The sequence below is a fragment of the Myxococcus dinghuensis genome (assembly GCF_024198235.1).
GTDB classification, from domain to species: domain Bacteria; phylum Myxococcota; class Myxococcia; order Myxococcales; family Myxococcaceae; genus Myxococcus; species Myxococcus dinghuensis.
This window is the reverse complement of record NZ_JAKCFB010000002.1, coordinates 92,485-113,789: the sequence shown is the minus strand read 5'-3', so window position 1 is coordinate 113,789 and position 21,305 is coordinate 92,485. Positions and strand designations below refer to the sequence as shown.

The 21,305-nt window shown below is 70.2% G+C and carries 14 protein-coding genes; 9 read left to right on the top strand and 5 right to left on the bottom strand.

Annotated elements, in window-relative coordinates; translation table 11 throughout:
- Positions 1–251 precede the first annotated feature (251 nt).
- The 7 genes from LZ198_RS03100 to LZ198_RS03070 all read left to right on the top strand — a co-directional run bounded on the left by LZ198_RS03100 (position 252) and on the right by LZ198_RS03070 (position 10,706).
- The gene (locus LZ198_RS03100; RefSeq protein WP_253970346.1) at positions 252–2,039 is read left to right on the top strand and encodes a Vps62-related protein; all 1,788 of its coding nucleotides are present in this window, start codon (positions 252–254) and stop codon (positions 2,037–2,039) included.
- 269 nt (positions 2,040–2,308) lie between these two features.
- On the top strand, positions 2,309–3,418 hold the full coding sequence (locus LZ198_RS03095) for a hypothetical protein (protein WP_253970345.1): 1,110 nt from the start codon (positions 2,309–2,311) through the stop codon (positions 3,416–3,418).
- A 257-nt stretch (positions 3,419–3,675) separates the two neighbouring features.
- A complete protein-coding gene (locus LZ198_RS03090; RefSeq protein ID WP_253970344.1) occupies positions 3,676–5,007 on the top strand; it encodes a TolC family protein in 1,332 nt (443 codons plus the stop codon).
- 10 nt (positions 5,008–5,017) lie between these two features.
- Positions 5,018–8,272, top strand: a complete 3,255-nt coding sequence (locus LZ198_RS03085; protein ID WP_253970343.1) for an efflux RND transporter permease subunit — start codon at positions 5,018–5,020, stop codon at positions 8,270–8,272.
- A complete protein-coding gene (locus LZ198_RS03080; protein ID WP_253970342.1) occupies positions 8,269–9,360 on the top strand; it encodes an efflux RND transporter periplasmic adaptor subunit in 1,092 nt (363 codons plus the stop codon). Before LZ198_RS03085 ends, LZ198_RS03080 begins: the two co-directional genes overlap by 4 nt.
- A 205-nt stretch (positions 9,361–9,565) precedes the next feature.
- On the top strand, positions 9,566–10,201 hold the full coding sequence (locus LZ198_RS03075) for a hypothetical protein (RefSeq protein ID WP_253970341.1): 636 nt from the start codon (positions 9,566–9,568) through the stop codon (positions 10,199–10,201).
- Positions 10,202–10,241: 40 nt separating this feature from the next.
- Entirely contained in the window at positions 10,242–10,706 is a 465-nt protein-coding gene (locus LZ198_RS03070) for a macro domain-containing protein (protein WP_253970340.1), read from the top strand.
- 40 nt (positions 10,707–10,746) lie between these two features.
- On the opposite strand, the gene LZ198_RS03065 is transcribed toward LZ198_RS03070, so the two are convergent.
- The 3 genes from LZ198_RS03065 to LZ198_RS03055 form a co-directional block, all read right to left on the bottom strand.
- Positions 10,747–11,388, bottom strand: coding sequence for a hypothetical protein (locus LZ198_RS03065; protein ID WP_253970339.1), 642 nt, complete (start codon positions 11,386–11,388; stop codon positions 10,747–10,749).
- A 114-nt stretch (positions 11,389–11,502) separates the two neighbouring features.
- On the bottom strand, positions 11,503–14,406 hold the full coding sequence (locus LZ198_RS03060) for a PQQ-dependent sugar dehydrogenase (protein ID WP_253970338.1): 2,904 nt from the start codon (positions 14,404–14,406) through the stop codon (positions 11,503–11,505).
- A gap of 308 nt (positions 14,407–14,714) precedes the next feature.
- Positions 14,715–17,072, bottom strand: coding sequence for a hypothetical protein (locus LZ198_RS03055; protein ID WP_253970337.1), 2,358 nt, complete (start codon positions 17,070–17,072; stop codon positions 14,715–14,717).
- Positions 17,073–17,844: 772 nt separating this feature from the next.
- Here LZ198_RS03055 and LZ198_RS03050 point away from each other — a divergent pair.
- Positions 17,845–18,123 (top strand): D-alanine--D-alanine ligase, encoded by a 279-nt coding sequence (locus LZ198_RS03050; RefSeq protein ID WP_253970336.1) that lies wholly within the window; start codon positions 17,845–17,847, stop codon positions 18,121–18,123.
- 61 nt (positions 18,124–18,184) lie between these two features.
- Here the strand turns inward: LZ198_RS03050 and LZ198_RS03045 are convergent, their stop codons facing one another.
- Both LZ198_RS03045 and LZ198_RS03040 read right to left on the bottom strand, forming a co-directional pair.
- Positions 18,185–19,084, bottom strand: a complete 900-nt coding sequence (locus LZ198_RS03045) for a hypothetical protein (protein ID WP_253970335.1) — start codon at positions 19,082–19,084, stop codon at positions 18,185–18,187.
- A gap of 64 nt (positions 19,085–19,148) precedes the next feature.
- Complete coding sequence (locus LZ198_RS03040; RefSeq protein WP_253970334.1) at positions 19,149–19,949, bottom strand: hypothetical protein; 801 nt, start codon at positions 19,947–19,949, stop codon at positions 19,149–19,151.
- Positions 19,950–20,291: 342 nt separating this feature from the next.
- Between LZ198_RS03040 and LZ198_RS03035 the strand changes: the two genes are divergently transcribed.
- On the top strand, positions 20,292–21,239 hold the full coding sequence (locus tag LZ198_RS03035) for a hypothetical protein (protein ID WP_253970333.1): 948 nt from the start codon (positions 20,292–20,294) through the stop codon (positions 21,237–21,239).
- Positions 21,240–21,305: the final 66 nt, after the last annotated feature.

Genomic DNA, 21,305 nt, shown 5'->3' with positions numbered 1-21,305 from the left:
ACCGCTGCTTCCCGGGTCCGGCTGGCGGTGGTGCAGCCAGTGCCAGGGGTTGTTCCATGGCGGCAACCCTGGCTCCACCTGCCCCACGGGCGGCACTCACGCCGGCGGGAGCCGCTTCGAAGACAGCCTGGTCCTCCACCGACCTGCTTCCCGCCACGAATCACGGTGGCTCCCGTGTCCCCTCGAGGTCATGCCCATCGCGCACCACGGAGCGGGGTAGGCTCATGAGTTCCTCGTTCAAAGAGGCATTCTTGACTCTCCGGAAATTCCTTCTCGTGCTCGCCGTGACGTCGTCCGTCGTGAACCCCGCCCGGGCCAACACCCTCTATGGCGCCTGGATGGGGTCGGGTGGCCAGAGCACCTCCAGCCCGAACAACAGGCAGTTCCTGCTGGACGTTTCGTCCGCCGCTCAGCCGATGACCTTCACGCTGACGTCCTCCGCGGATGCGTGGTTGTACCTGCTGGATGCGAACGGCACGGTGCTCGCGCAGGACGACAACGGCGCCGGAGGCACGAACGCGCGGCTGTCCGTCGCGCTGTCACCGGGCAGCTACAAGCTGGTCGCGGCGACCGCGGTGTCGGGGCAGAGCGCGGAGTTCACCCTGAACGCGGACGGGGCCATGCTGCGTCCGCCGCGCGCGTTGGAGGTCAAGCCCACGAGCCGGTTCTCGTGGATCTACGACGACCATGGCACGGGGGCGACGAACGACGTCTCCGTCTGGCGTCCCGACCTCTCCCAGTCGCCGGGGTTCTTCTCCCTGGGGGACGTCGCGATGCCCAACCGAGGGCAGGCTCCGGTGACGACGTTCCTGGTGCGAGGGGAGGGCGACCTGCTGGCGCGGCCGACCGACTACCTCCGCACCTGGCGCGACACCGGCTCGGGGGGGACGCACGACGTCTCGTTCTGGGAGCCGGTCGCCCCCTCGGGCTACACCTGCCTGGGGCACGTCGCGGTGCTGGGCTACTCCAAGCCGTCCACGGACCTCATCCGCTGCGTGAGGAGTGAGTATGTCCTCCCCGCCAATCCCGCCTGGGTCTGGGACGACAGTGGCTCCGGCGCGAACGATGACATCGGGGTATGGCAGGCCGTGGCCCGCGACCACCGGGGCCTGCCGGCCTCCACCTTCGTCTCCCGCCCCAGCCACGGCGATACCGGCGGAAGCCGCTACTGGGTGCTCAACAAGAGCACCACCTCCAACGCGGAGCTACGGGGCGGGCCGGTGGAGGCGTGGACGGTGGCGGCGTTCGCGCCCCGCGTGTGGCTGCACCCGGACGAGGCCTACTTCCCGTCCTCCACCGAGTTCCACCTGGCCAACGTCCACGAGGAGAACGGGCACCTGGTGACGAACCAGCCGCTGGGCTGTGACTCCTGCACGGATCCCCAGTTCCTGGATGGCCAGCGCCCCAACCAGACGTCCGTCCCCGTCTACGCGTCGATCATCCCGCGCACCCAGGGCGGGCAGCCGACGAACGTGACCGACGTGCTGTACTGGACCTTCTATCCCTACAACAACGGGAAGCGGGTGTGCATCGGCTGGTATTCCCCCTGGGGCTGCGTGGGGGGCTACTCCACCTTCGGCAACCACGTGGGGGATTGGGAGCACCTCACGGTGCGCTTCGTCGACGGACGCCCCGCGCAGGTCTACTTGAGCCAGCACGCGAACGGGCAGGCCTTCGCCTTCGGGGACAAGGCGCTCCTCCTCGCGGGGTGGCACCCCGAGGTGTTCTCCGCCCAGGGCTCCCACGGGCTCTACCCGGACGCGGCCCGCCACATCTACGAGACCATCTTCAACGGGGACTTCCTGGCCGACGACACCGGGGCCGGACTCGCGTGGGACACGTGGAACCACCTCGTGTCCATCCCCTGGCAGCCGGCGGGGAGCTACACGGGCTCGCTGTCCTGGATGAACCTCACGGCGTACTGGGGCAACCCGGAGGGCGGCTGCGACAACCCCACGGGCTATTGCGTGAACAGCGGTGGCCCCTCGCCGTTGAGGAGCCGGTCGGTGTTCCAGCCCGAGTACATGACGCTGGAGTAGCCGCCCGCGTTCACCCGGGGGCGGCCGCGCCAGGGACGCGGCGGCCCGCCCGGCGAGGGCCGCGGGCTGATGACTGATGCCATCCTCCCTGATGACTGCGGTCATCGGCGGGGCGCCTGATGGGGGGCGCCCTCTCCACTTCCTCCCTGGGAAATCCAGGGGTTGCGTGGCCGCCGGGGATGGCATGTGCGCTGCAGTGGAGGGTGGACACGGGCGGGATGGTCTCGCCGCAGCAGTCCTCCACCGCTGTCTAGAACCAGGTGATCCCCATGATCAACGCCAAGGCCACGGCCCGCTCCAACCCCATGATGCGTTCGGGCACCGCGCAGTCCACCACGTCCGCCAACCCGAAGCAGCCGCTCTCGGCGGGGCCTGTCCAGGACGTGGGCGGTCGAGCCTCGCAGGGCGTCCAGCCTGGGCCCTCGCGCGGGGGCAAGCCGGCGGATGCGTTCGACGCGAGCGGCGCCAACCGCCGGCAGTCCAGCACCTCGTCCCGGCTGGAGAACGCGCTGGGGGTGATGGGGACCGCCGGCGAGCTGGTCAACACCTTCGCGCCGCGCGGCCTCCCGCCGGAGCTCCAGAACCTGACGCCCGCCGCGCAGTCCGCCCAGCCCGGGCAGCTCGCGCAGCCCGCGCAGGCCTCCGGTTCCGGCATCCCGAGCGCCAACGACAAGCGGCCCGCGGGTGACAAGCGCTCGGCGGCGCAGATCGTCGACGACAGCCCCGTGCTGAAGAACCTGGGGCGCCAGAAGGACATCAAGTTCGACCAGCTTTGCAAGCAGACGGGCATCGACCCCAAGCTCGACCTGAAGGACGCGAAGCAGAACCCGGACGCCGTCTACCGGCTGGCCAAGGTGCTGGAGTTCATCGACAGCGCCAAGGCCTCCACTGGCGGGGACCGCTCGAACAAGGTCCAGAACGGCCAGGGCGACGGCAACATCGAGGGAATCACCAAGAGCGGGGACGCGCGGCACGGCACCGAGGCCGGCATGGTCAAGGACTTCGCCGAGCAGGGCTACTCCTTCCTGGGCTCGCACCAGTTGCCCACCACGAAGGACACCCACGTCAAGGCGGACGGGAGCAACAAGGACAACTTCCAGTGGTTCGCGGGTGAGGCGGGCAAGCACCTGTGGTTCGTGCCGGCCGTCAGCAACGTCCTGACGGGCATCGGCAACTCGGAGGGGGGCCTCAAGGGCGTCCTCGAGGGCGCGGCGACCGGCTACCTCAAGACCCTGAAGGGCGCGGCGGAGGGCGTCGTCGGCGCCATCACGAGCGGTCGCCCCAACCCGGCCTCGCTGCTCTTCGGCGGCGCCATGGGCGCGCTGGGCGCCACCGAAGCCGCCCCGCAGCCGGTGAAGGACATCGCCAACCTCTTCTGAGCCATGGCGCTTCTCCGGGCCATCCCCGCGTTCGACGGCGAGGGGATGGCCCGAGTCTTCTCTGCGGCCTCGCGGACACTCTCCAGCCCGCGCGGGTCGATTGTCGCCCCCGTGGGCGGGACTAACATGTCCGCGGCCTCCTGCTGACCCTGTACCGGGCGAAGCCCCAGGCGGCGCGGGTTCATGCGGTCATTCGGGCGATGTGGCGCGGGTGGCTCCGTCAAGGGAGCGCCAGCGGGCGGGAGCGGCGTGCGCAGATGCGCGGGTCAGGGGGCGGAGCGAGCCAGCACTGGCACATCGCGGCTTTCGGTGCGGTCCTCGCGCTGCTCGCGCCCGCTCGCGGGCTCCCCGAGCCCTCCGACGAGCCCCTCCGCCTGTCCTTCCCCGAGGCGATGCGCCGGGCCTTCACGCGCAACCCCGACGCGCTGATCGCCTCCGAGGAGATTGCTCGCGCCCGCGCCATCGTCGAGCAGGTGCGCGCCGGGTCCCTGCCCACCGCCACCGCGACCACCGCGTACACCCAGCTCAACACGGCCCGCCTCACCACCAGCGCCCCGCCCTCCGTCATCCTGCCCCGGATCGGCTTCAACGCCTCGGGGACCCTGGCGCTCCCGCTGGACCCCAGGCGCTGGGTCCAGTGGTCCCAGGCCCGCGAGAACGTGAAGGTCGCCCGGCTGTCGGCCCGGGACGTGCGCCGGCAGCTCGCCGTCACCGTGGGGCAGGTCTACCTGTCCGTGGCCGTGCAGCGGAAGCTCGTGCAGGCCGACGAGAACGCCGTCCAGAACGCCGCCGCGCACGTGGAGTACACCCGCACCCGCCTCGACGCCGGCAATGGGACGCTGGTCGATTTCCAGCGCGCCTCCGCCCTCTACTACAGCGACCGCGCCGACCTCGAGCGCACCCGCTTCCTCCTGGTGCGGCTGCAGGAGCAGCTCGGCGTCCTCCTGGGGGAGAGCGCGCCCGTCGACGCCGTGATGGAGGTCGAGCTCCCGGGGGTGCCAGGGGACATGAAGACGGCGTTGGAGGACGCGGACCGGCTGCGCAGCGACCTGCGCCTGGCGCGCGAGCGCCTGTCCGTCGCCGAGAAGGTGTACCGGGAGTCCTGGGCCGACTTCATGCCGTCGGCGTCCGCCAGCTTCGAGCTCATCTACCAGACGCCGCCCACCCAGAGCCTCCCCACGGAGAGCTGGCAGTTGATGCTGAACGTGGGCTTCCCCGTCTACGACGGAGGGTTGCGCTTCGGCCTGGTCCGGGAGCGACGGGCGTTGGAGGGCGAGGCGGGAATCCAGCTCGACGCCACGCTGAGGCAGGTCCGCTCGGAGGTCCGCACCGCGCTCGCGGAGCTGGAGCGGGCCCGCGCCGCGGTGGGGCTGGCGCGAGAGGCCGCGCGCCTCTCCAGCGAGGTCCTCCACCTGACGACGGTGAGCTACCGCAGCGGCCTGTCGAACGACATCCAGGTCATCGACGCGCAGCTCGCGTCGCGCAACGCGGAGATCTCCGCGGCGCTCGCGGAGAACGACGCGCGGCAGGCCCAACTGGACCTGCTCATCGCCACGGGGCATTTCCCTCCCGCGGAGCTGGCGCCCTAGGAGGCGGTGCATGTGGCTGGTCCTCCTCGCGCTCCGGCGGTCGTACTCGGTGGCGGCGTTCTGCATCGTCATCGTGCTGCTGGGCGTCCTGTCCGTGCGCAGCATGCTCACGGACATCCTGCCGCCCATCGACATCCCGGTGGTCATCGTCGTCTTCAACTACCCGGGGCTCACCGCGTCCGACATGCAGAACCGCGTGCTGCTCGTCGCGCAGCGTGGCTACTCCACGACGGTGGACGGCATCGAGCACATGGAGGCCGAGTCCATCCTCGGCATCGGCATCATCAAGCTCTACTTCACGCGGGACGTGGACGTGAACGCGGCGATCGCGCAGATCACCGCCCAGACGCAGCAGCAGTTGCGGTTCATGCCCCCCGGCATCACCACCCCCAACATCCTCCAGTTCAACGCGTCCAACATCCCCGTCGCGCAGCTCACGCTCTCCAGCGCCGCCCAGTCGGAGCTGGAGGTCTTCGACTACACGCAGAACTTCCTGCGCCTGCGGCTGTTCACCATCCCCGGCCTCCAGGTGCCGCCGCCCTATGGCGGCGCCCTGCGCCAGGTGAACATCGACATCGACCCGGTGAAGCTCGCCACCAAGCACCTGTCGCCGCAGGACGTGGTCAACGCCCTGCTGGTCTCGAACGTCATCCTGCCGGCGGGGTCGGCCCGCATCGGCCACCGGCAGATCGACGTGCTGCTCAACTCCAGCCCGTCCGACTACGCCGACTTCAACCGGATCCCCATCAAGCAGGTCAACGGGGCCATCGTCTATCTGGGCGACGTCGCGCTCGCGCACTCGGGCTACGCCGTCCAGGAGAACGTCGTCCGGGTCAACGGACGGCGCGCCACCTACCTGGCCATCCTGAAGAAGAGCACCGCGTCCACCCTGGTGGTCGTCGACTCCGTGAAGGAGATGATTCCGGCGCTCAAGGCCGCCGCGCCCCAGGGGATGGAGATCCGCCTGGACTTCGACCAGTCCGTCTTCGTCCGGGCGGCCGTGTGGGGCGTGGTCCGGGAGGGCGCCACGGCGGCGCTGCTCGTCGCGCTGATGACGCTGGGCTTCCTCGGCTCGTGGCGGAGCGTGCTCATCGTCTGCACGTCCATCCCCCTGTCCATCCTCTGCGGCATCATCGGCCTGTTCCTCACCGGCCAGACGCTCAACCTGATGACGCTGGGCGGGCTGTCCCTGGCGATCGGCATGCTCGTCGACGACGCGACGGTGGAGATCGAGAACATCAACCGCAACCGCGTCCACGAGCCCCGGCTGGCGGTGGCGGTGCTCAACAGCGCCCGCCAGGTCGCGATGCCGGCCCTGGCCACCACGTTGACCATCTGCATCGTCTTCTGTCCCGTCGTCGGCCTGACGGGGCCGGCGCGCTTCCTCTTCGTGCCGCTCGCCCTCTCCGTCGTCTTCGCGATGGTGGCGTCCTACCTGCTCTCCCGCACGCTCGTCCCCTCCATGTCCCACCTGTTGCTGGGAAAGGAGCCCCCGGAGACGGGCGAATGGGACCCGACGAAGGCCCACACCCGGTGGCAGCGCTTCAACGCCTGGCGCACCCGCAACTTCGAGCGCCTGGAGAACGGCTACGCGTCGCTGCTGCGGACGGTGCTCGGCATGCCGGTGTTCGTCCTGGTGGCGTTCCTGCTCCTGTGCCTGGCGTCGGGGGCGCTGGCCACGCTGGTGGGGCTCGACTTCTTCCCCACGGTGGACACCGGCCAGCTCAAGCTCCACTTCCGAGCGCCCATCGGCAGCCGCATCGAGGACACCGAGCGCATGGTCGCCGAGCTGGAGCGGGAGATCCGCAAGGTCATCCCCGCCGAGGAGCTGGAGACCATCAACGACAACATCGGCGTCCCCATCCCCATCAACCTCGCGTACGTGCAGAGCGACAACATCGGCGAGCAGGACGCGGACATCCTCATCCAGCTCAAGCCGGACCACCAGCCGAGCGCCCTCTACCGCAAGCGCATCCGCGAGGAGGTGGCGCCCCGGTTCCCTGGCACCGTCCTCTACTTCCTGTCCGGCGACGTCGTCACCCAGGCCCTCAACTTCGGCTCCGCGGCCATCATCGACGTGCAGCTCCAGGGGCCGAAGGTGGAGCCCCTGTATGCCATCGCCCGGAAGATGCTCGATGAGATTCGCCTCATCCCCGGCATCGAGGACGTCCGCATCCCCCAGGTGCTGGAGCACCCGGCGATCGCCGTCGACGTGGACCGGGCCCGGGCGATGCAGGTGGGGCTGAGCATCCAGGACGCCGCGTCGAGCCTGCTCACCTCGTTGACGGGGACCAGCCTGGCCAACCCCAACTTCTTCGTCGACCCGAAGAACAACGTGAACTACCAGGTGGTGGTGCAGACGCCCGTGCTGGCCATCCGGGACGTCGATGGCGTGGCGGCCACGCCGCTGAACCCGAAGACGGCGGCCTCCACGACGAACATGACGTCGAATTCGGGGAGCTACGCGAACGTCCTGTCCACCGCGGGCATCGCGCCGACGCTCGGGTCCATCGCGACCACGCGGCTGACGACCAACGCCGCGCGCCTCGACCAGTATACGACGCGCCCGCTCGTCGACGTCCTGGCCACCGTCGAGGGACGGGACCTGGGCAACGTCGCGAGGGACGTCGAGCGCGTCATCGCGGAGGCGCGCAAGGTGCTCCCGCCCGGCGCCAGCATCACGCTGCGTGGGCAGAGCCAGGCGATGTTCCACTCCTTCTCCGTCATGGGGCTCGGGATGGTCGTCGCCATCGCGCTGGTCTACCTGCTGCTCGTGACGCTCCTCCAGTCCTGGCTGGACCCGTTCATCATCATGGTCGCGATTCCGGGCGCGCTGATGGGCGTGGTGTGGATGCTGGCGGCCACGGGCACCACCATCAACGTCGAGTCGCTGATGGGCTCCATCATGGTGATTGGCATCGCCGTGTCGAACTCCAACCTGCTGGTGAACTTCGCCAACGACCTGCGCGTGGAGCGCAACCTCGGTCCCCAGGAGGCGGCGGTGGTGGCGGGGCAGACGCGGCTGCGCCCGGTGCTGATGACGGCGCTCGCGATGATCCTCGGCATGCTCCCCATGGCGCTCGCGCTCGGCGAGGGGGGCGAGCAGAACGCGCCCCTGGGGCGGGCGGTCATCGGCGGGTTGTTGGTCGCCACCTTCATCACGCTGTTCGTCGTGCCGCTCGTCTATTCGCGGCTGCGCAAGAAGGAGCCCTCGAAGCACCTCCATGACGTCCGCCTGAAGCAGGAGATGGAGCCCCGGTCATGAGCCGCCGCAAGGTGCATGTCGTGGGCGTCTGTCTCGTCCTGGCGTCCGTGCTCGCCGTGGTGCTGCTGGCCCTGCACCGCCGGAGCGTGGACCAGGCGGGGGCCGACGCGCGCAGGCGCGCGGTGGACCGGGGCCCCACCGTCCTGGTGACGAAGGTGGAGGAGGGCAAGGCCTCCCAAAGGGTGACGCTCCCCGGCGAGGCGAGGCCCTTCTTGTCCACCACCCTCTACGCGAAGATTCCGGGCTTCCTGCAGGAGATCCACATCGACAAGGGGATGCGGGTGGAGAAGGGGGAGGTGCTCGCCATCCTCTGGTCGCCGGAGACCGAGCAGGACGTGCGCGCGGCCGAGACGGACTACAAGCTGCGCAGTCAACTGGCCGCGCGGGCCAACGCGCTGTCGAAGGTGGGGGTGATGTCGCGCCAGGACCGGGAGGTGGCGGATGCCCAGCTGCGCACCTCCCTGGAGACGCTCCGCCGCACGCGGGAGATCCACAGCTACCAGGTCATCGAGGCGCCCTTCTCCGGGCTGGTGACGGCGCGCTACGCGGACCCCGGGGCGCTCATCCCCGCCGCGACGGGCTCCACGCAGGCGGCGCAGCCCATCGTCGACCTGGCGGACACGAGCACGCTGCGCATCACCGTGTATCTGGGACAGAACGCCGCCGCGTCGGTTCGCGTGGGCGACAAGGCGACCGTGTGGACGGATGACCAGCCGAACCGCCGCCTCGGGGCCCGCGTCTCTCGCGTCGCGGGGCAACTGGAGCCCAGCACCCGCACGATGCTGACGGAGATCTGGCTCGACAACCGCGAGGTGGGAATCCTGCCGGGCACCTTCCTCCAGGTGGAGCTGGAGGTCCCCACGCCGCCGTTCCCGTCGGTGCCGGACGCGGCCGTCATCGTCCGCTCGGGACAGGTGCGCGCCGCGGTCGTCGAGAACGACAAGATCCGCCTGGTCCCCATCGTGGTGGGGACGAGCGACGGCTCCCGGACCCAGGTGAAGGACGGCCTGAAGCCCGGACAGCTCGTCGCCAGCGACCTGCCCGCCGAACTGGACGACGGCGCCGTCATCCAGCCAGTGCTCCGCTAGCGGACACCTCTCCACGGCGCGGGCCGTTTCGGCGCCGGGCCCCCCGTGCGGCATGGACGTTCCCATGGCCGCCGAAAATTCGAACCAGACGCGGCTGTTGCCAATGTGAATCCAAGGCGTTTGCAATCAAAGGACGGGATTGCGCAGAATCCTCGCGGTTCATCCATCCGTTGTTCGCGTATGACTCGCGTCGAGAGAGGCTTTCATGAAGCGCTCGTTGCCGTGGATGCTGGCGGGTGTGGTCGGTCTGTGGATGGGGTGCGGAGGGCCGCCCGAGGAGCAGGGGCAGGAAGGGGCACCCGAGGAGCAGGAGGGGCTCATCTCGCAGACCATCCTCCGCCAGCTCCCGGATGGCACCGTCACCCAGGAGACGCGCTACATCACGCCGGAGGAGCGTCAGGCGCAGTTCGACGCGCGGGAGGAGTATGCCCGGCGCCTGCGGAGCGGCATGCCCCAGCAGATGATGGAGAGCCTGGTGATCGACGACGGCTGTGCCGGCTCGAGCCTGTGGCTCTTCGACCAGCCGAATCGCCTGGGGCGGCAGTTGTGCCTCTACAAGAACCCGGTCGATACGTATGCCTTCATCAACCTGGGGTCCATCATCCGGTACATCGTGCCGGGCAGCCCGCTGCCGCGTATCTACACGTGGACCGCGGCGGTCCGGAGCCTGTGGTCCGGCGTGGACGCGGGGAACCTGGCCACCTGTGACACCACGCGGATGGCCTGCTACAGCAACGCCCCCTACCTGGCGTTCGGCACCTATCAGCAGCTCAACGACCTCTCCTTCCCGCAGCTTCCGGGGACCCCCACCGGCCCCAACACGGTCTTCCTCGAGAACTGAGGCGGGGCGCTCCGTGGAGGGCTGGCGGTAGAGTGGGGACATGCCCATCTCCGTCGTCGAAGGCGACCTGCTCGACCAGCCCGTGGAGGCCATCGTCAACGCCTGGAACCGGAACATCATCCCCTGGTGGCTGCTGTTGCCTCAGGGGGTGTCCGGGGCCATCAAGCGCAGGGGCGGGACAGGACCCTTCCGGGAGGTGGCGAAGGCCGGCCCCATGCCGCTGGGCTCGGCGGTGGTGACGTCCGCCGGGCGTCTGCCTTTCAAGGCCATCATCCACGTGGCGGGCATCGACATGCTCTGGCGGGCCTCGGCGCGGTCCATCCAGGACTCCGTCCGCAATGCCCTGACGCGGGCGCGCGAGCTGGGCGTGCGCTCCGTGGCCTTCCCCGTCATCGGCGCGGGCTCGGGTGGGTTCGACGAGGCGCGGGCCCTGGCGTTGATGCGCCAGGTCCTGGACGCGGAGTCCAGCGGGCTCGAGGTGCGCGTCGTGTGCTTCCGGCGTTGAGCCGGGGGGCGGGAGCCGCCGAGTCCCGAGGTCGCCGCGCTCACTCCAGGGGAAGCGCCGCGCCCGGCATGCTCACCAGGAACTGCATGAACTGCGTCTCACCGCGCTCCGGGGCTCGCGTGTCATAGGCGACGGCGAACCAGGTCCCCGGTACGACGCTCGCGGCCACCGCGGCGGGGATCCGCCACTTCACGCGCCAGTGCTGAGACGTGTCCGGCGCGTGCCCCGCGGTGAGCGCGAACTCGTCGCACCAGGGCTGGAGCTCGAGGTCGAGCACGTAGTGGGTGATTCCCCCCTCCGAAGCGCTTTCGGAGCCGACGATGGCGCAGTCCAGCACCCGTGCCCAACAGGTCGTCAGCTGCTCGAGGAGTTCCTCGTGTTCGCCCTGTCGGGCCGGCAGCGTGCTCTGCTGCCGCTGTGCGTAGACCACCATGCCCACCAGGAAACCCGCCGAGAGCAACGTCATCACGGCGCCACCGATGGACTCGCCCCCCCTCGTGCCGATCCAGATGGCGACGCCCGCGATGAGCGGGCCCGCCGCGATCACCAACCCCGTCAGGATGAGCCCCAGTCTGTGGGATTTGGGGGCGGGCGGCGGCTTCAGCAGCGCGGGGGCAGGCCACGGTGGTGGCGCCCCGGCGGGCAGCCTCTCGGGCGCGGGGGTCAGCGGTGACAAGTGCATGAGGTCACTGGAGCTTGCGTGTCTCACGCTGTCAAGGACACCGGGGATAGGGAGGCGCCTCGCGGGTCCCGCGAGGCGCTCTCCACCGGTCGGAGGAGACAGGCTCCGGTCTCTTCAGCGCGCCGTCACCGGACAGCTCACGGGGTCGAGGTAGAAGGCCTCCCAGGAGCCACCGTCGGTGGGATTGCAGACGCCGCCGTTGCCTCCGTTCCCGCTCTGGATGGGCGCGCCCGTGGTGGTCTCCTTCCAGTTGCGCGCGGTCCCCGTCGACGACGCGAAGCCATAGCGGTTGCGGCCCCCGAAGACACCGCAGTCATGGCGTGTGAACGGCTCCGCCGTGGCGAGCGTGGCGTTCAGGGTGAGCTGGTCGGTGACCACCGCCAGATAGGCACCGCCCGCGCCCTTGAGCTTGTAGCTCGTGCCGCTGGTGAAGAGCTCGAAGACCTCGCTCCCCGCCTGCGCCGTGCCGAGGGCGGCCACCTTGCCCGCGCCGTCGACGGTGAGCCACTTGTCGCTGCGCTCGCTCTGGATGACGAAACACCCCACGCTGACCCCGCTCTCGACGCGGCACGTCGCGTCGCAGCCATCACCGGCTTGGGTGTTGCCGTCGTCGCACTGCTCGCCGGCCTCGACGGTGCCGTTGCCGCAGACCGGGCCGGAAGAGCCGTCCGGGCAGGTCGCCGGCTCGAGGTAGAACCCCTCCCAGGCGCCGCCATCGGCCGGGTTGCACGCGCCGCCGTTGCCGCCGTCGCCGCTCTGGATGGGCTCGCCCAGCGCGGTCTCCTTCCAATGCGGCGCGCTCCCGGACGCGGCCTGGAAGCCGAACCGGTTGCGGCCACCGTAGCCGCAGGGAATCTGCGTGAAGGTCTCCGCGCTCGAGAAGTTGGCGCTCATGGAGAGCTGGTTCGCCGCGACCGCCAGGAACGCGTCACCCGAACCCTTGAGCTTGAACCGGGTGCCGGTCGGGACGAGCTGGAAGACCTGCCCTCCGGCTTGCGTCGTGCTGCCGGCGACGACCTTGCCCGCGACGTCGACGGTGAGCCACTTGTCACTGCGCTCTGCCTGGATGCGGTAGCAGCTCCCTCCCGAGGTCTCGACGAACTGGGCCGTGAAGGTGGCCGCGCTGGCGGGCGTGGTGAAGGCGTGCGATTGCGCGCCGCCGTCCGACCACGACGAGAACGTCCAGAACTTCCCGTTCGCGTACTGCGGCGATTCGACGCCCACCGAACGGAGGACGCCCACGACGCCCAGCGTCTCGTGCGGCGCCGGGAACGGTCGCCCGTCCATCAGCACCTGCAGTCCACCCGGCACGCTGGTCACCGTGAGGGGGACGGTGACCGGGAAGACGTCGCGGGACGTCGTGTGGGTGAGGCCGACCGAGTCGCGCACCGTGAGGTAGACGCGATACCAGACGTTGGCCGAGCTCTCGCCGATGTTCGGGATGGGCCAGCTCCCGCTGGCGATGCCGGACGTGTCGGGCATCGCCGGGTGCGTGTGCGTGTCGTGGTGGAAGACGATGCTCCAGGTCATCGCGCTCGGGGGGAGCGCGCCATCCTCCTGGTCGCTGGCCGAGCCGGAGAACAGCAGCTCGGTGGCCGCGGTGTAGGTCGCGCCCACGGCCGGCGTCGAAATCGTGGCCACCGGGGGCTTGTTGGACGTCACCGTCAGCACCGCCTCCGCGCTGGTGACCGAGCCAATCCCGTTGCTCACGACCACGCGGAAGCGCACGCCGCTGTCTGCGAGCTGCGCGGCGTTCAGCACATAGGTGGACGCGGTCGCGCCGGCGATGTCCACGCCGTTGCGTTGCCACCGGTACGTGAGCGGGGGCTCGCCGCTCGCAGACACCGTGAAGGTCGCCGGAGTCCCCACGGAGACCAGGGTGTTCGCGGGCTGCTGGGAGATGCTCGGAGGCAGCGAGGCCGTGTAGGCGATGCGACCCACCTGGCCCGTGCCACGCGCCAGATAGTAGAGGGCCCCGTCCGGCCCCACGTCGAGGTCCACGGGCCCCGCGACGGCCGTCGCGAACAGCGAGCGCGCGCCGGAGTCCGGGTCGATGCGGGCGATCCAATCGTTGGTGTAGTCCGCGAAGAAGTACTGCCCGACGTAGGCGCCGGGAAACGCCGGAATCGGCGGGTTGTAGAACGTGCCGCCGGCGATGCAGTTGCCCGCGGCCGTGCCGGAGCCATGGGGATAGGCGAAGAACGGCTGCGTCAGCCCCGGGCGGTTCGTGAAATAGCCCTCCGTCATCGGCCAGCCGTAGTTGGCCCCCGCCTGTCCGCGGTTGATCTCCTCCCAGCCGCCTTCACCCACGTCGTTGATGAACATCGTCCCCGTGCCGGGCTGGATGTCGAAGGTGAAGGGGTTGCGCAGCCCCATCGCCCAGGTCGCCTTGGCGAGCCCGGTGGCGGTCGCGTAGAACGGATTGTCCGTGGGGATGCTGCCGTCCGGGTTGAAGCGCAGCATCTTGCCGAGCGGCGTGCTCAGGCTCTGCGAGTTGGAGGAGACCGCGTTCTCCCCCACCGAGACATAGAGCTTGCCGTCGAGCCCGAAGCGCACCGCCCCACCGTTGTGGTTGGCGGCGTCGAGCGTCGGGAAGTCGGCGAGCACCAGCTCACTTCCGGCGACGGCCACGTTGCCGTTGGCGGTGAAGCGGCTGAGCCGGTTGTGGATGCTGCCGTCGGTCGACGTGTAATAGACATACAGGTATTGGTTGCTGGCGAAGTTGGGGTCGAACGCGACGCCCATCAGCCCGCGCTCGTTGCCGTTGTCCACGGTGAGCGTCACGAACGGCGTCGACAGGAGCTGGCCGTTCGCGACGACGCGCAGCGCGCCGTTCTTCTCGGAGATGAACAAACGCCCGTCGGGCGCGAAGGTCATGGTCGTCGGGCCCTGGAGGCCGCTGACGAAGACGGAGTCCGCGAAGTTGGCGTCCTGGATGACCGCGCCCGCGCGCTCCGCCTCCAGCTCCGGGGGCTGCGGGGGCGCCCCCCCCGAGCAGCCCACGACGACGGAGAGCATCGCGCACACGACGAAGCGCGGTTGGGGACACCCCGCTCGTACACCTGTTCTGGGCTGTGACGTCATCGTGACTTCTCCCGGTTGGACAGGCTCACGCGGACACTGGGGGAGCGTGAGCGCTGACGGTGAAGTCTCGTATTACATCGAAAGCATGTTCTCAGGAACGGCGGTGGCGCTGCCGTTTCCCGCCACGAGGGCGCCGTCCCCAGGTGACGGAAAGGTCACGGCGGGGGACGGGCCTCGCGAAGTCCGCCTGGGCGGTCAGAGTTCCATGAGGGTGGAGCAGGTCCGCGCGGAGTCGAGGGACCTCAGGGGGACGACTGCAGCGGCTTGCGCTCCTTCACGCAGAGCTGGATGAGGTCGAGCACGCTCATGCGGGTCCCCTCGACGTCGAACTTCTGGTCCTTGAAGTCGGGGTAGCGGTTCTCGAGGATGCGGCCCTCGGCGATGCACTCGTTGAGCTTGGTGAGCGCGTCCTCCTTGCGCCCCTTGGAGATGAGCGGCTTCGCCGCGTCGTAGGCCTTCTTCGGGCCGTCCTGGAAGCGAAGCTGGACGTCGGCCCGCTTCTGCGGCTCCTGCAGCGTCTCCGCCTTCTGGGCGCACTGGGCCATCACCTCCTGGGGCCGGGCGGGGGCACCCGCCACGAGCACGTCGATGGCGGCGAGGCTGGCGTTCTCCTTCACCATGCGGGCGCCGTCGTCCTGGCAGGCCTTGAGCTTCTCCAGCGCGCTCGCGTACAGGTCCTTGCGCTTGCGCAGGTCCCCGGCGGCGGCCGCCGCCTCCGCCGCCGCGCCGGCCGCGGTCAGGGCCTCTCCCGTCATCCGGCGCAGGGCGCGCGCCTGCTTCGCGAACTCGAGCGCCTCCACCTGCTTCAGCCACTCCGCGCGCGCCCGCTCCGCGTACGCCGCATAGCCCGCGTCCTGCCGCTCCAGCTCCGCGCGGGTCTCGAACAGCTTCATGACCTCGTCCACGCTCTTCGAGGCGGTCTCGACGTCGCCGTCGGTCGCCGTGACGAGCTTCGCGGACTCGAGCGTCTGCTTCGTCGTGGCGAGCCGCTCGGCGATCTGCACGCGGGCGTCCGCCGCGGCGAGCACGACCTTGCGCCGGTTGACGCGGTCGCCCAGCTCCGCCATGCGCTCCTTGGTCTCCTTGGCGTACACCGCGTAGTCCCGGTCCTTCTTGACGAAGGCGGCGCCGGCCTCGAGCACCGCGCCGATCTGCTGGATGGCGTTGTCGGCCTCCTGGAGCAGCGCCTCCGAGGGCTTCTCCTGCTGGACCTGGGTGACCAGGGCCGCGGCCTTCTTGCGCGCCTCGTCGACCTTCGCGCGCTGCTGCTGCAGGTCGACCTCGTAGCGGCGGCGCTCCAGCGTCGCCCGGCCGTCCTTCAGCAACTGTCGCGCCTCGGCGGCGGACGGGCTGACGGCGGGGTTCTTGGCTTGGACCGTCTCGAGCGTCTTCTCCAGGACGACGAGCGCCGTCTTCGCCTCCTCGAACTGCTCGGCGGTGGCGGACCGTCGCTCGACGTTCCGCAGCGCCTGGGTGACGTCGGCGCGAGCCGTGTCGAGGCCCTTGACTTGAAGGGCCACCTCCACCTCGGTGAGCGTGTTCTTGACCTCGGCGATGTACTGGCCGATGGGCTGGCTGCGCGCGGCCTGCGGCTCGTACCGCTCGACCAGCTTCCGGACGACGAACGCGGCCGTCTTGGCCTCCGCGAACTGCTCCGGCGTGGGCTTCCTGGCGCGGAGCGCCTTGGCGGCCACGACGAGCTCGTCGTGGGCGGGGCCCATCTCCGCCTTGACCCGCGAGACACCCGCCTGGACCACCAGCTCCTCCATCCGGCGCCGGGCCTGGGTGATTTCGGCGCGCGCCTTCTCCGTCTCCGCGCGGTAGGCCCGGTCGCGCTCCTCGAGCGGCTTGCCCTCGTCGAGCTGCTTCTGCAGCGCCGTCACCGCCTTGTCGGCGGCCCCGAACTTCTCGTCGGACCACCCCGGGTTCAGCTCGGCGAGCGCGGTGGACAGGGCCTTGCGGCGCTCGTCCAGCAGCCCCCGCTGCTTCTGGGCCGACTGCTGCAGCCACCGGTCGTCGAGCGTCTTCCCGTGGCGGGTGAGCGTGGCGTCGACCTCGGTGAGGTACGCGGCGAACTTCGGATCCTGGCTCGCGAAGGGCCGGCCCTCCTCCGCCAGCTTCTTGACCGCGTCGACCGCCGCCCGGCTCTCGTCCATGGCCTTGGGGTCGAGGTCCTTGTCCGCGACCTTCGCCATGCGCTCGTTCAGGCCCGCGAGCGCGCCGTCGATGCGCCGGCGGAAGTCGTGGATGTGGACCTTGGCCCGGCGCTCCTCGACGTACTCGCGCTGCGTGCGCAGTTGCTTGCGCGCGGCGAGCACGGTCTTGGCGTAGTCGAGGTCCTCCGTCTCGAAGCTCACGCCCGAATCGAGCGCGCTCTTCAGCGCCTCCACCGCGGCGAGGGCGGCGTCGAGGTCGGTGTTGCTGGGCGGCTCCTTCTCGATGCGCTGGACGGCCGTCGTGAGGGTGGCGCGAGCGCTCTCCACGCGCTTCGAGGCCTCGGCGACGGACTTCGCGGCGCCTGCCTCGGGAGGCGCGGCGACCGCCTGGGCGGAGGCGAGGGTGAGCAACCCGAACAACATCAGGACTGGGGGACGTACCATGCGCGGGAACCTACTACGCCGAACGTGGAGTTACGTTGGTTCCGTGGTTCTCCCGCACCTGGGGTGGCGCTCTCCAGGAGACAGGAGAGCGGGCAGGCGAGGTATCTTCCCGCCGTGCTCGCCGCGCCGCCGGTCGCGCGGGCGCCCGTGAGGCCACTGCGAGGAGCGACCCCCATGGCGCACCCGACCCGAGACCCCGTCGTCGCCGTCCTCTTCCAGGCGGTGGCTCCACCCCCCGTCGAGGGGCTGCGCAAGGAGCCGAAACCGGGCGGCTACTCGGACAGCGGCGCCGACATCGCGTATGCGCTCGCGAACGCCGGGGTGCGGGTGGTGACGCCCACCGCGCGTCCGGACCCTGGCGTCGCGCTCGATTGGGTCTTCCCCGATACCGACGAGGGCATCCAACTGGCGGGGGCGCGGGGCGCGACCGTCCTCTGGGCCAACACCGTGCTGTTCTCGGGGCATCCTCTCGAGGCCTTCATCCCCCGCTTCGCGGTCGTCGGGCAGTTGCCGTCGACCGTGCAGCGGTTCGACGACAAGTTCGCGACCAACGCGCTCCTCCGTCGTCGCGGACTCCCGACACCGGGCGCGGTGCTCGCCGCGGTGGACGCCCGGCCCGGCATCGAGCCGTGGTCGTCGCTGACCAGGGCGCGGCTCGCCGCGCTGGGGTTGGAGTTCCCGCTGGTCGTCAAGCCGGTGCGCGGGCGCGGCAGCCAGGGCGTGACGCGGGTCCTACAATGGCGTCGTCGCCGTCGTCCAGAACAGCCGGGCGTTGAGCCCCGAGGAGCGCGAGGCGCCCGCTGTCGCCGCGCTGCTCGCGAACTGCGTCGAGGCCGCCAGGTGCGTCGAAGCGCGCGCGCCCATCCGCATCGACTGCCGCGCCGATGCCGAGGGCGTGTTCCGGCTGTTCGACCTCAACCTGAAGCCGAACATGACCGGCGCCGGACGCCCGGGGCGCGAGGACCAGGACAGCCTCAGCGCCATCGCCGCACGCGCCATGGGCTGGAGCTGTGCGGACCTGCTGCTCCACATGCTGGCCGACGCCTGGTGACTCACGCGGAGCGCCGCTCCTCCAGGCCCGCCTCGCCCACGCGGGAGGGCATGGCTCCAGTCTACAGGGCTGCTCCGGAGGGATTGCCCCGACGTCGCAGGGTCGCGACGAGGATGCCTGTCGCCGCATACCACCCCAGGAGGGGACCAGCCCCGGCCCCCATCGCCGGGACCGGGAAGTTGCCGAGGGCCGTCACGCCGAGCGTCGCGGCGAGGTAGGCGAGGAGGCTGATGGAGAAGCCCCCGTCGTCGCCCCCTCCTGTCCGTGCCCGTGTGGCGCCCAGCGCGGCCGGCACGAGGAGGAGCACGAGCGTCACGACGGCCACGACGCCGAGCACCGGGTCCAGCCGCGTGGCCAGTTGGACGATGCGCTCGACGTGGGGAACCGCGTCGAGCGGGTCGGGCCGGAGCCAGGCCGCGAAGCCGAGGGCGAGCACCCCGGCGCAAGCGAGGGCGCGCGGGAGCCAGGGCCCCGAGCGCGCGCGGACGAACAGGACGCTCGCCGCCAACGCGAAGGCGGTCCCCTGACCGGCGTCGGGTTGCGCGGCGTGGACGGCCGCCAGCCCGAGGGCCAGGGCGACGGAGCTGGCGAAGCGCTGGGGGCGCGCGACGCTCATCCCCAGCAGCACCCACGGAACGGCGATGGCGGATGCGAGGAGCCGGACCGGGCCCACCTGGATCCAGCGATGGACCCCGTCGAGTCCCGGGAACACGAGCGTCGAGGCGGTGAGCAGCACCGCGGTGACGGCGATGGGGAGGGCGGCGCGCTGGAGCGCCGTGCCCGACAGGCGACCCACCAGGGCCGCCACCCCGGCACCGAGCACCGTCGCCATCGCGTTGGTGGCGAACGCCGTGACCGGCACGTCACTTCGCCACGCGACGAAGGCCCCCAGGAGGATGGCGGGCAGGGGTAGCAGCCCGAACCACAGCGGTGTCGTCGGTCGAGGCTCGGGGGACGTCATGCCGCGCGTATATGCCGCCGGACCGGTGCACGCCATCCCTCCGTCGCCGGCCGCGCACCGGTGCTCAGAGGCCTTCCCACCACCAGGCGTTGGCGGGGTTGCGCGCGAGGGACTCCTCCGAGGGGCGCTCGTCATAGGCGAGCTCCGTGGCGAGCGCCCGCGTGCGACGCACGATGTCGCGGACGCTCGAGGCCTGCGGCGTGGCCTGGAGCTCCTCGAGGGTGAACCGGCCCGGAGCGATGAAGTCCTCCTTGGCGACGACGTCCTCGCCCGTGAAGGGGTTCCTGGCCAGGACGTCTCCCTTGCGAATCTGGCGCGTGAACAGGTCCCCGAACAAGGTGGACGGCCCCAGGTTGAACCACATGGCGATCAGCTCCGCGTCTCCCGCGGCTTCGGCGCCCCGCAGGACCTCGAGCACGACGTCGATGAGGAGGAGCTTCGCGGGCGGTTCGGCATCTGGCCCCGTCAGCTTCCCCGCCTCCACCATGCGGCGCCACAGCGGACTGCCGGCGTCGCAATAGAGGTCGGGCGGTTCGATGTACCCGGCCAGCGGGCGGGACTCACCCTCGGAGGCGTCCGGGTCGTCCGTGAGGTCCTCGTGGAGGTACGTGAACTCCGTGATGCCCTGGAAGAACTCGCGACGGGTCGCATGGTCGGGGTGGTCGGCCACGTCGAACCGGTACGTGAAGCGACGGGCGAGCAGGATGTCCATCATCCGGAAATGGGTGAACGAACAGTCGCACTCTCCCTGGAACGCGAGGAGGCGCGCGAACTGACTGCGCGGGGCGTCGTCGCCAGCGGGCGCCCGACGGTCGAGGACCCGCACCGCCCCCTCCACCATGTCCTCGATTTCATGCATCGACATGCGCGGCACCGTACCCCAGGAGGCGTTCGGGTAGGAGGACGGACGGTGGGATGCCGGGCGTGGTGCTCGCCCATGGTCGTCATTGACGCGTCAGCCTTCGTGTCAGCCGGTGCCGCCTGACATGTCAGGCCCCCTTCGGCGTGAGCGCCTCGCATTCACATCCATTCATGGGCGGGGGGCTGACAGGGAAAGCGCGGAAGATGCGCTGCGTGGTCCTCCGCTTGCAATCCAAGTCATCGCGGTCGTGCTGTGGGAGCACCCGCGTTCCTGTTCAAGGCAATGGAGAGAGCTGGTATGAGAGGTTTTTCGCGATGGGCCATCGGGTGTGCAGGGGTATGGGTATTGGCGGCATCTCCCGCCTGGGCGCAGCAGGAGGAGCTGTGGCTCGACACCCAGAGCGCCGCGCCGGTGACCGGCCAGACCGTGCTGAAGCCCGGGTGGCCCTACCTCGTCACGATTCAGGGCACCTTCAACGTCTGGGGGAACACCATCGTTCCAGGCGTGAAATCCCTCCAGCCCGAGTCCGCCCCCATGTTTCCGAGCCCCAAGGGGACCAGCCGCAACGTCGGCTTCGACCCCGAGTTCGTCTTCGCCTGGTCCAAGGGGCATGCGCTGGAGAAGCGACCGGAGCCTGGTGCGCAGCGGTCCGGCCTCATCGAGCTCAGCCTGGACGGAGGGAAGGCCTGGAAGCACCCGGCGTCCACGGCGGCCTTCAACGCCACCGAGCACGCCTATGGCTATGAGGTGACCGGCGCGAGCGCCGCGCTGCAGGTCCGCATCGCGGACAAGCCCGTCACGGACAACACGGGCCGCCTGAAGGTCGTCGTGGTACCCGCCGAGGAGCTGTGGCTCGACACCCGGAGCGCTACCGCCGTTCCCAGCAAGCTGGTGCTCCAGAAGGGCAAGCCCTACCGCGTGACGATGCAGGGCACCTTCAACGTCTGGAAGAACGACATCGTCGCCGGCGCGCAGTCCGGTCAACCGGAGCCCGCGCCCATGTTTCCCAACCCGAACATCGCCAACCGCAACGTCGGCCTCGACCCCGAGTTCGCTTTCGCCGGTGTGAAGGCCCCGGGGACCGCGCCATCGAGAGCGAGTCTCATCGAGCTCAGCCTGGACGGAGGGAAGACCTGGAAGCACCCGGCGTCCACGGCGGCCTTCAACGCGACCGAGCACCGGTACACCTATGACGTGACGGGGGAGGAGGTCCCGCTGCAGGTGCGCTTCGCGGACAGCCAGGTCTCCGACAACTTCGGGCTCGTGCGCATCTTCGTGTTGCCCGGGGCCTGAGGGGCCTCCGGGCGCGAGTGCTCGCGGGCAGCCACTCCGCCCTCGCCAGCGGCACGTGGCGAGGGC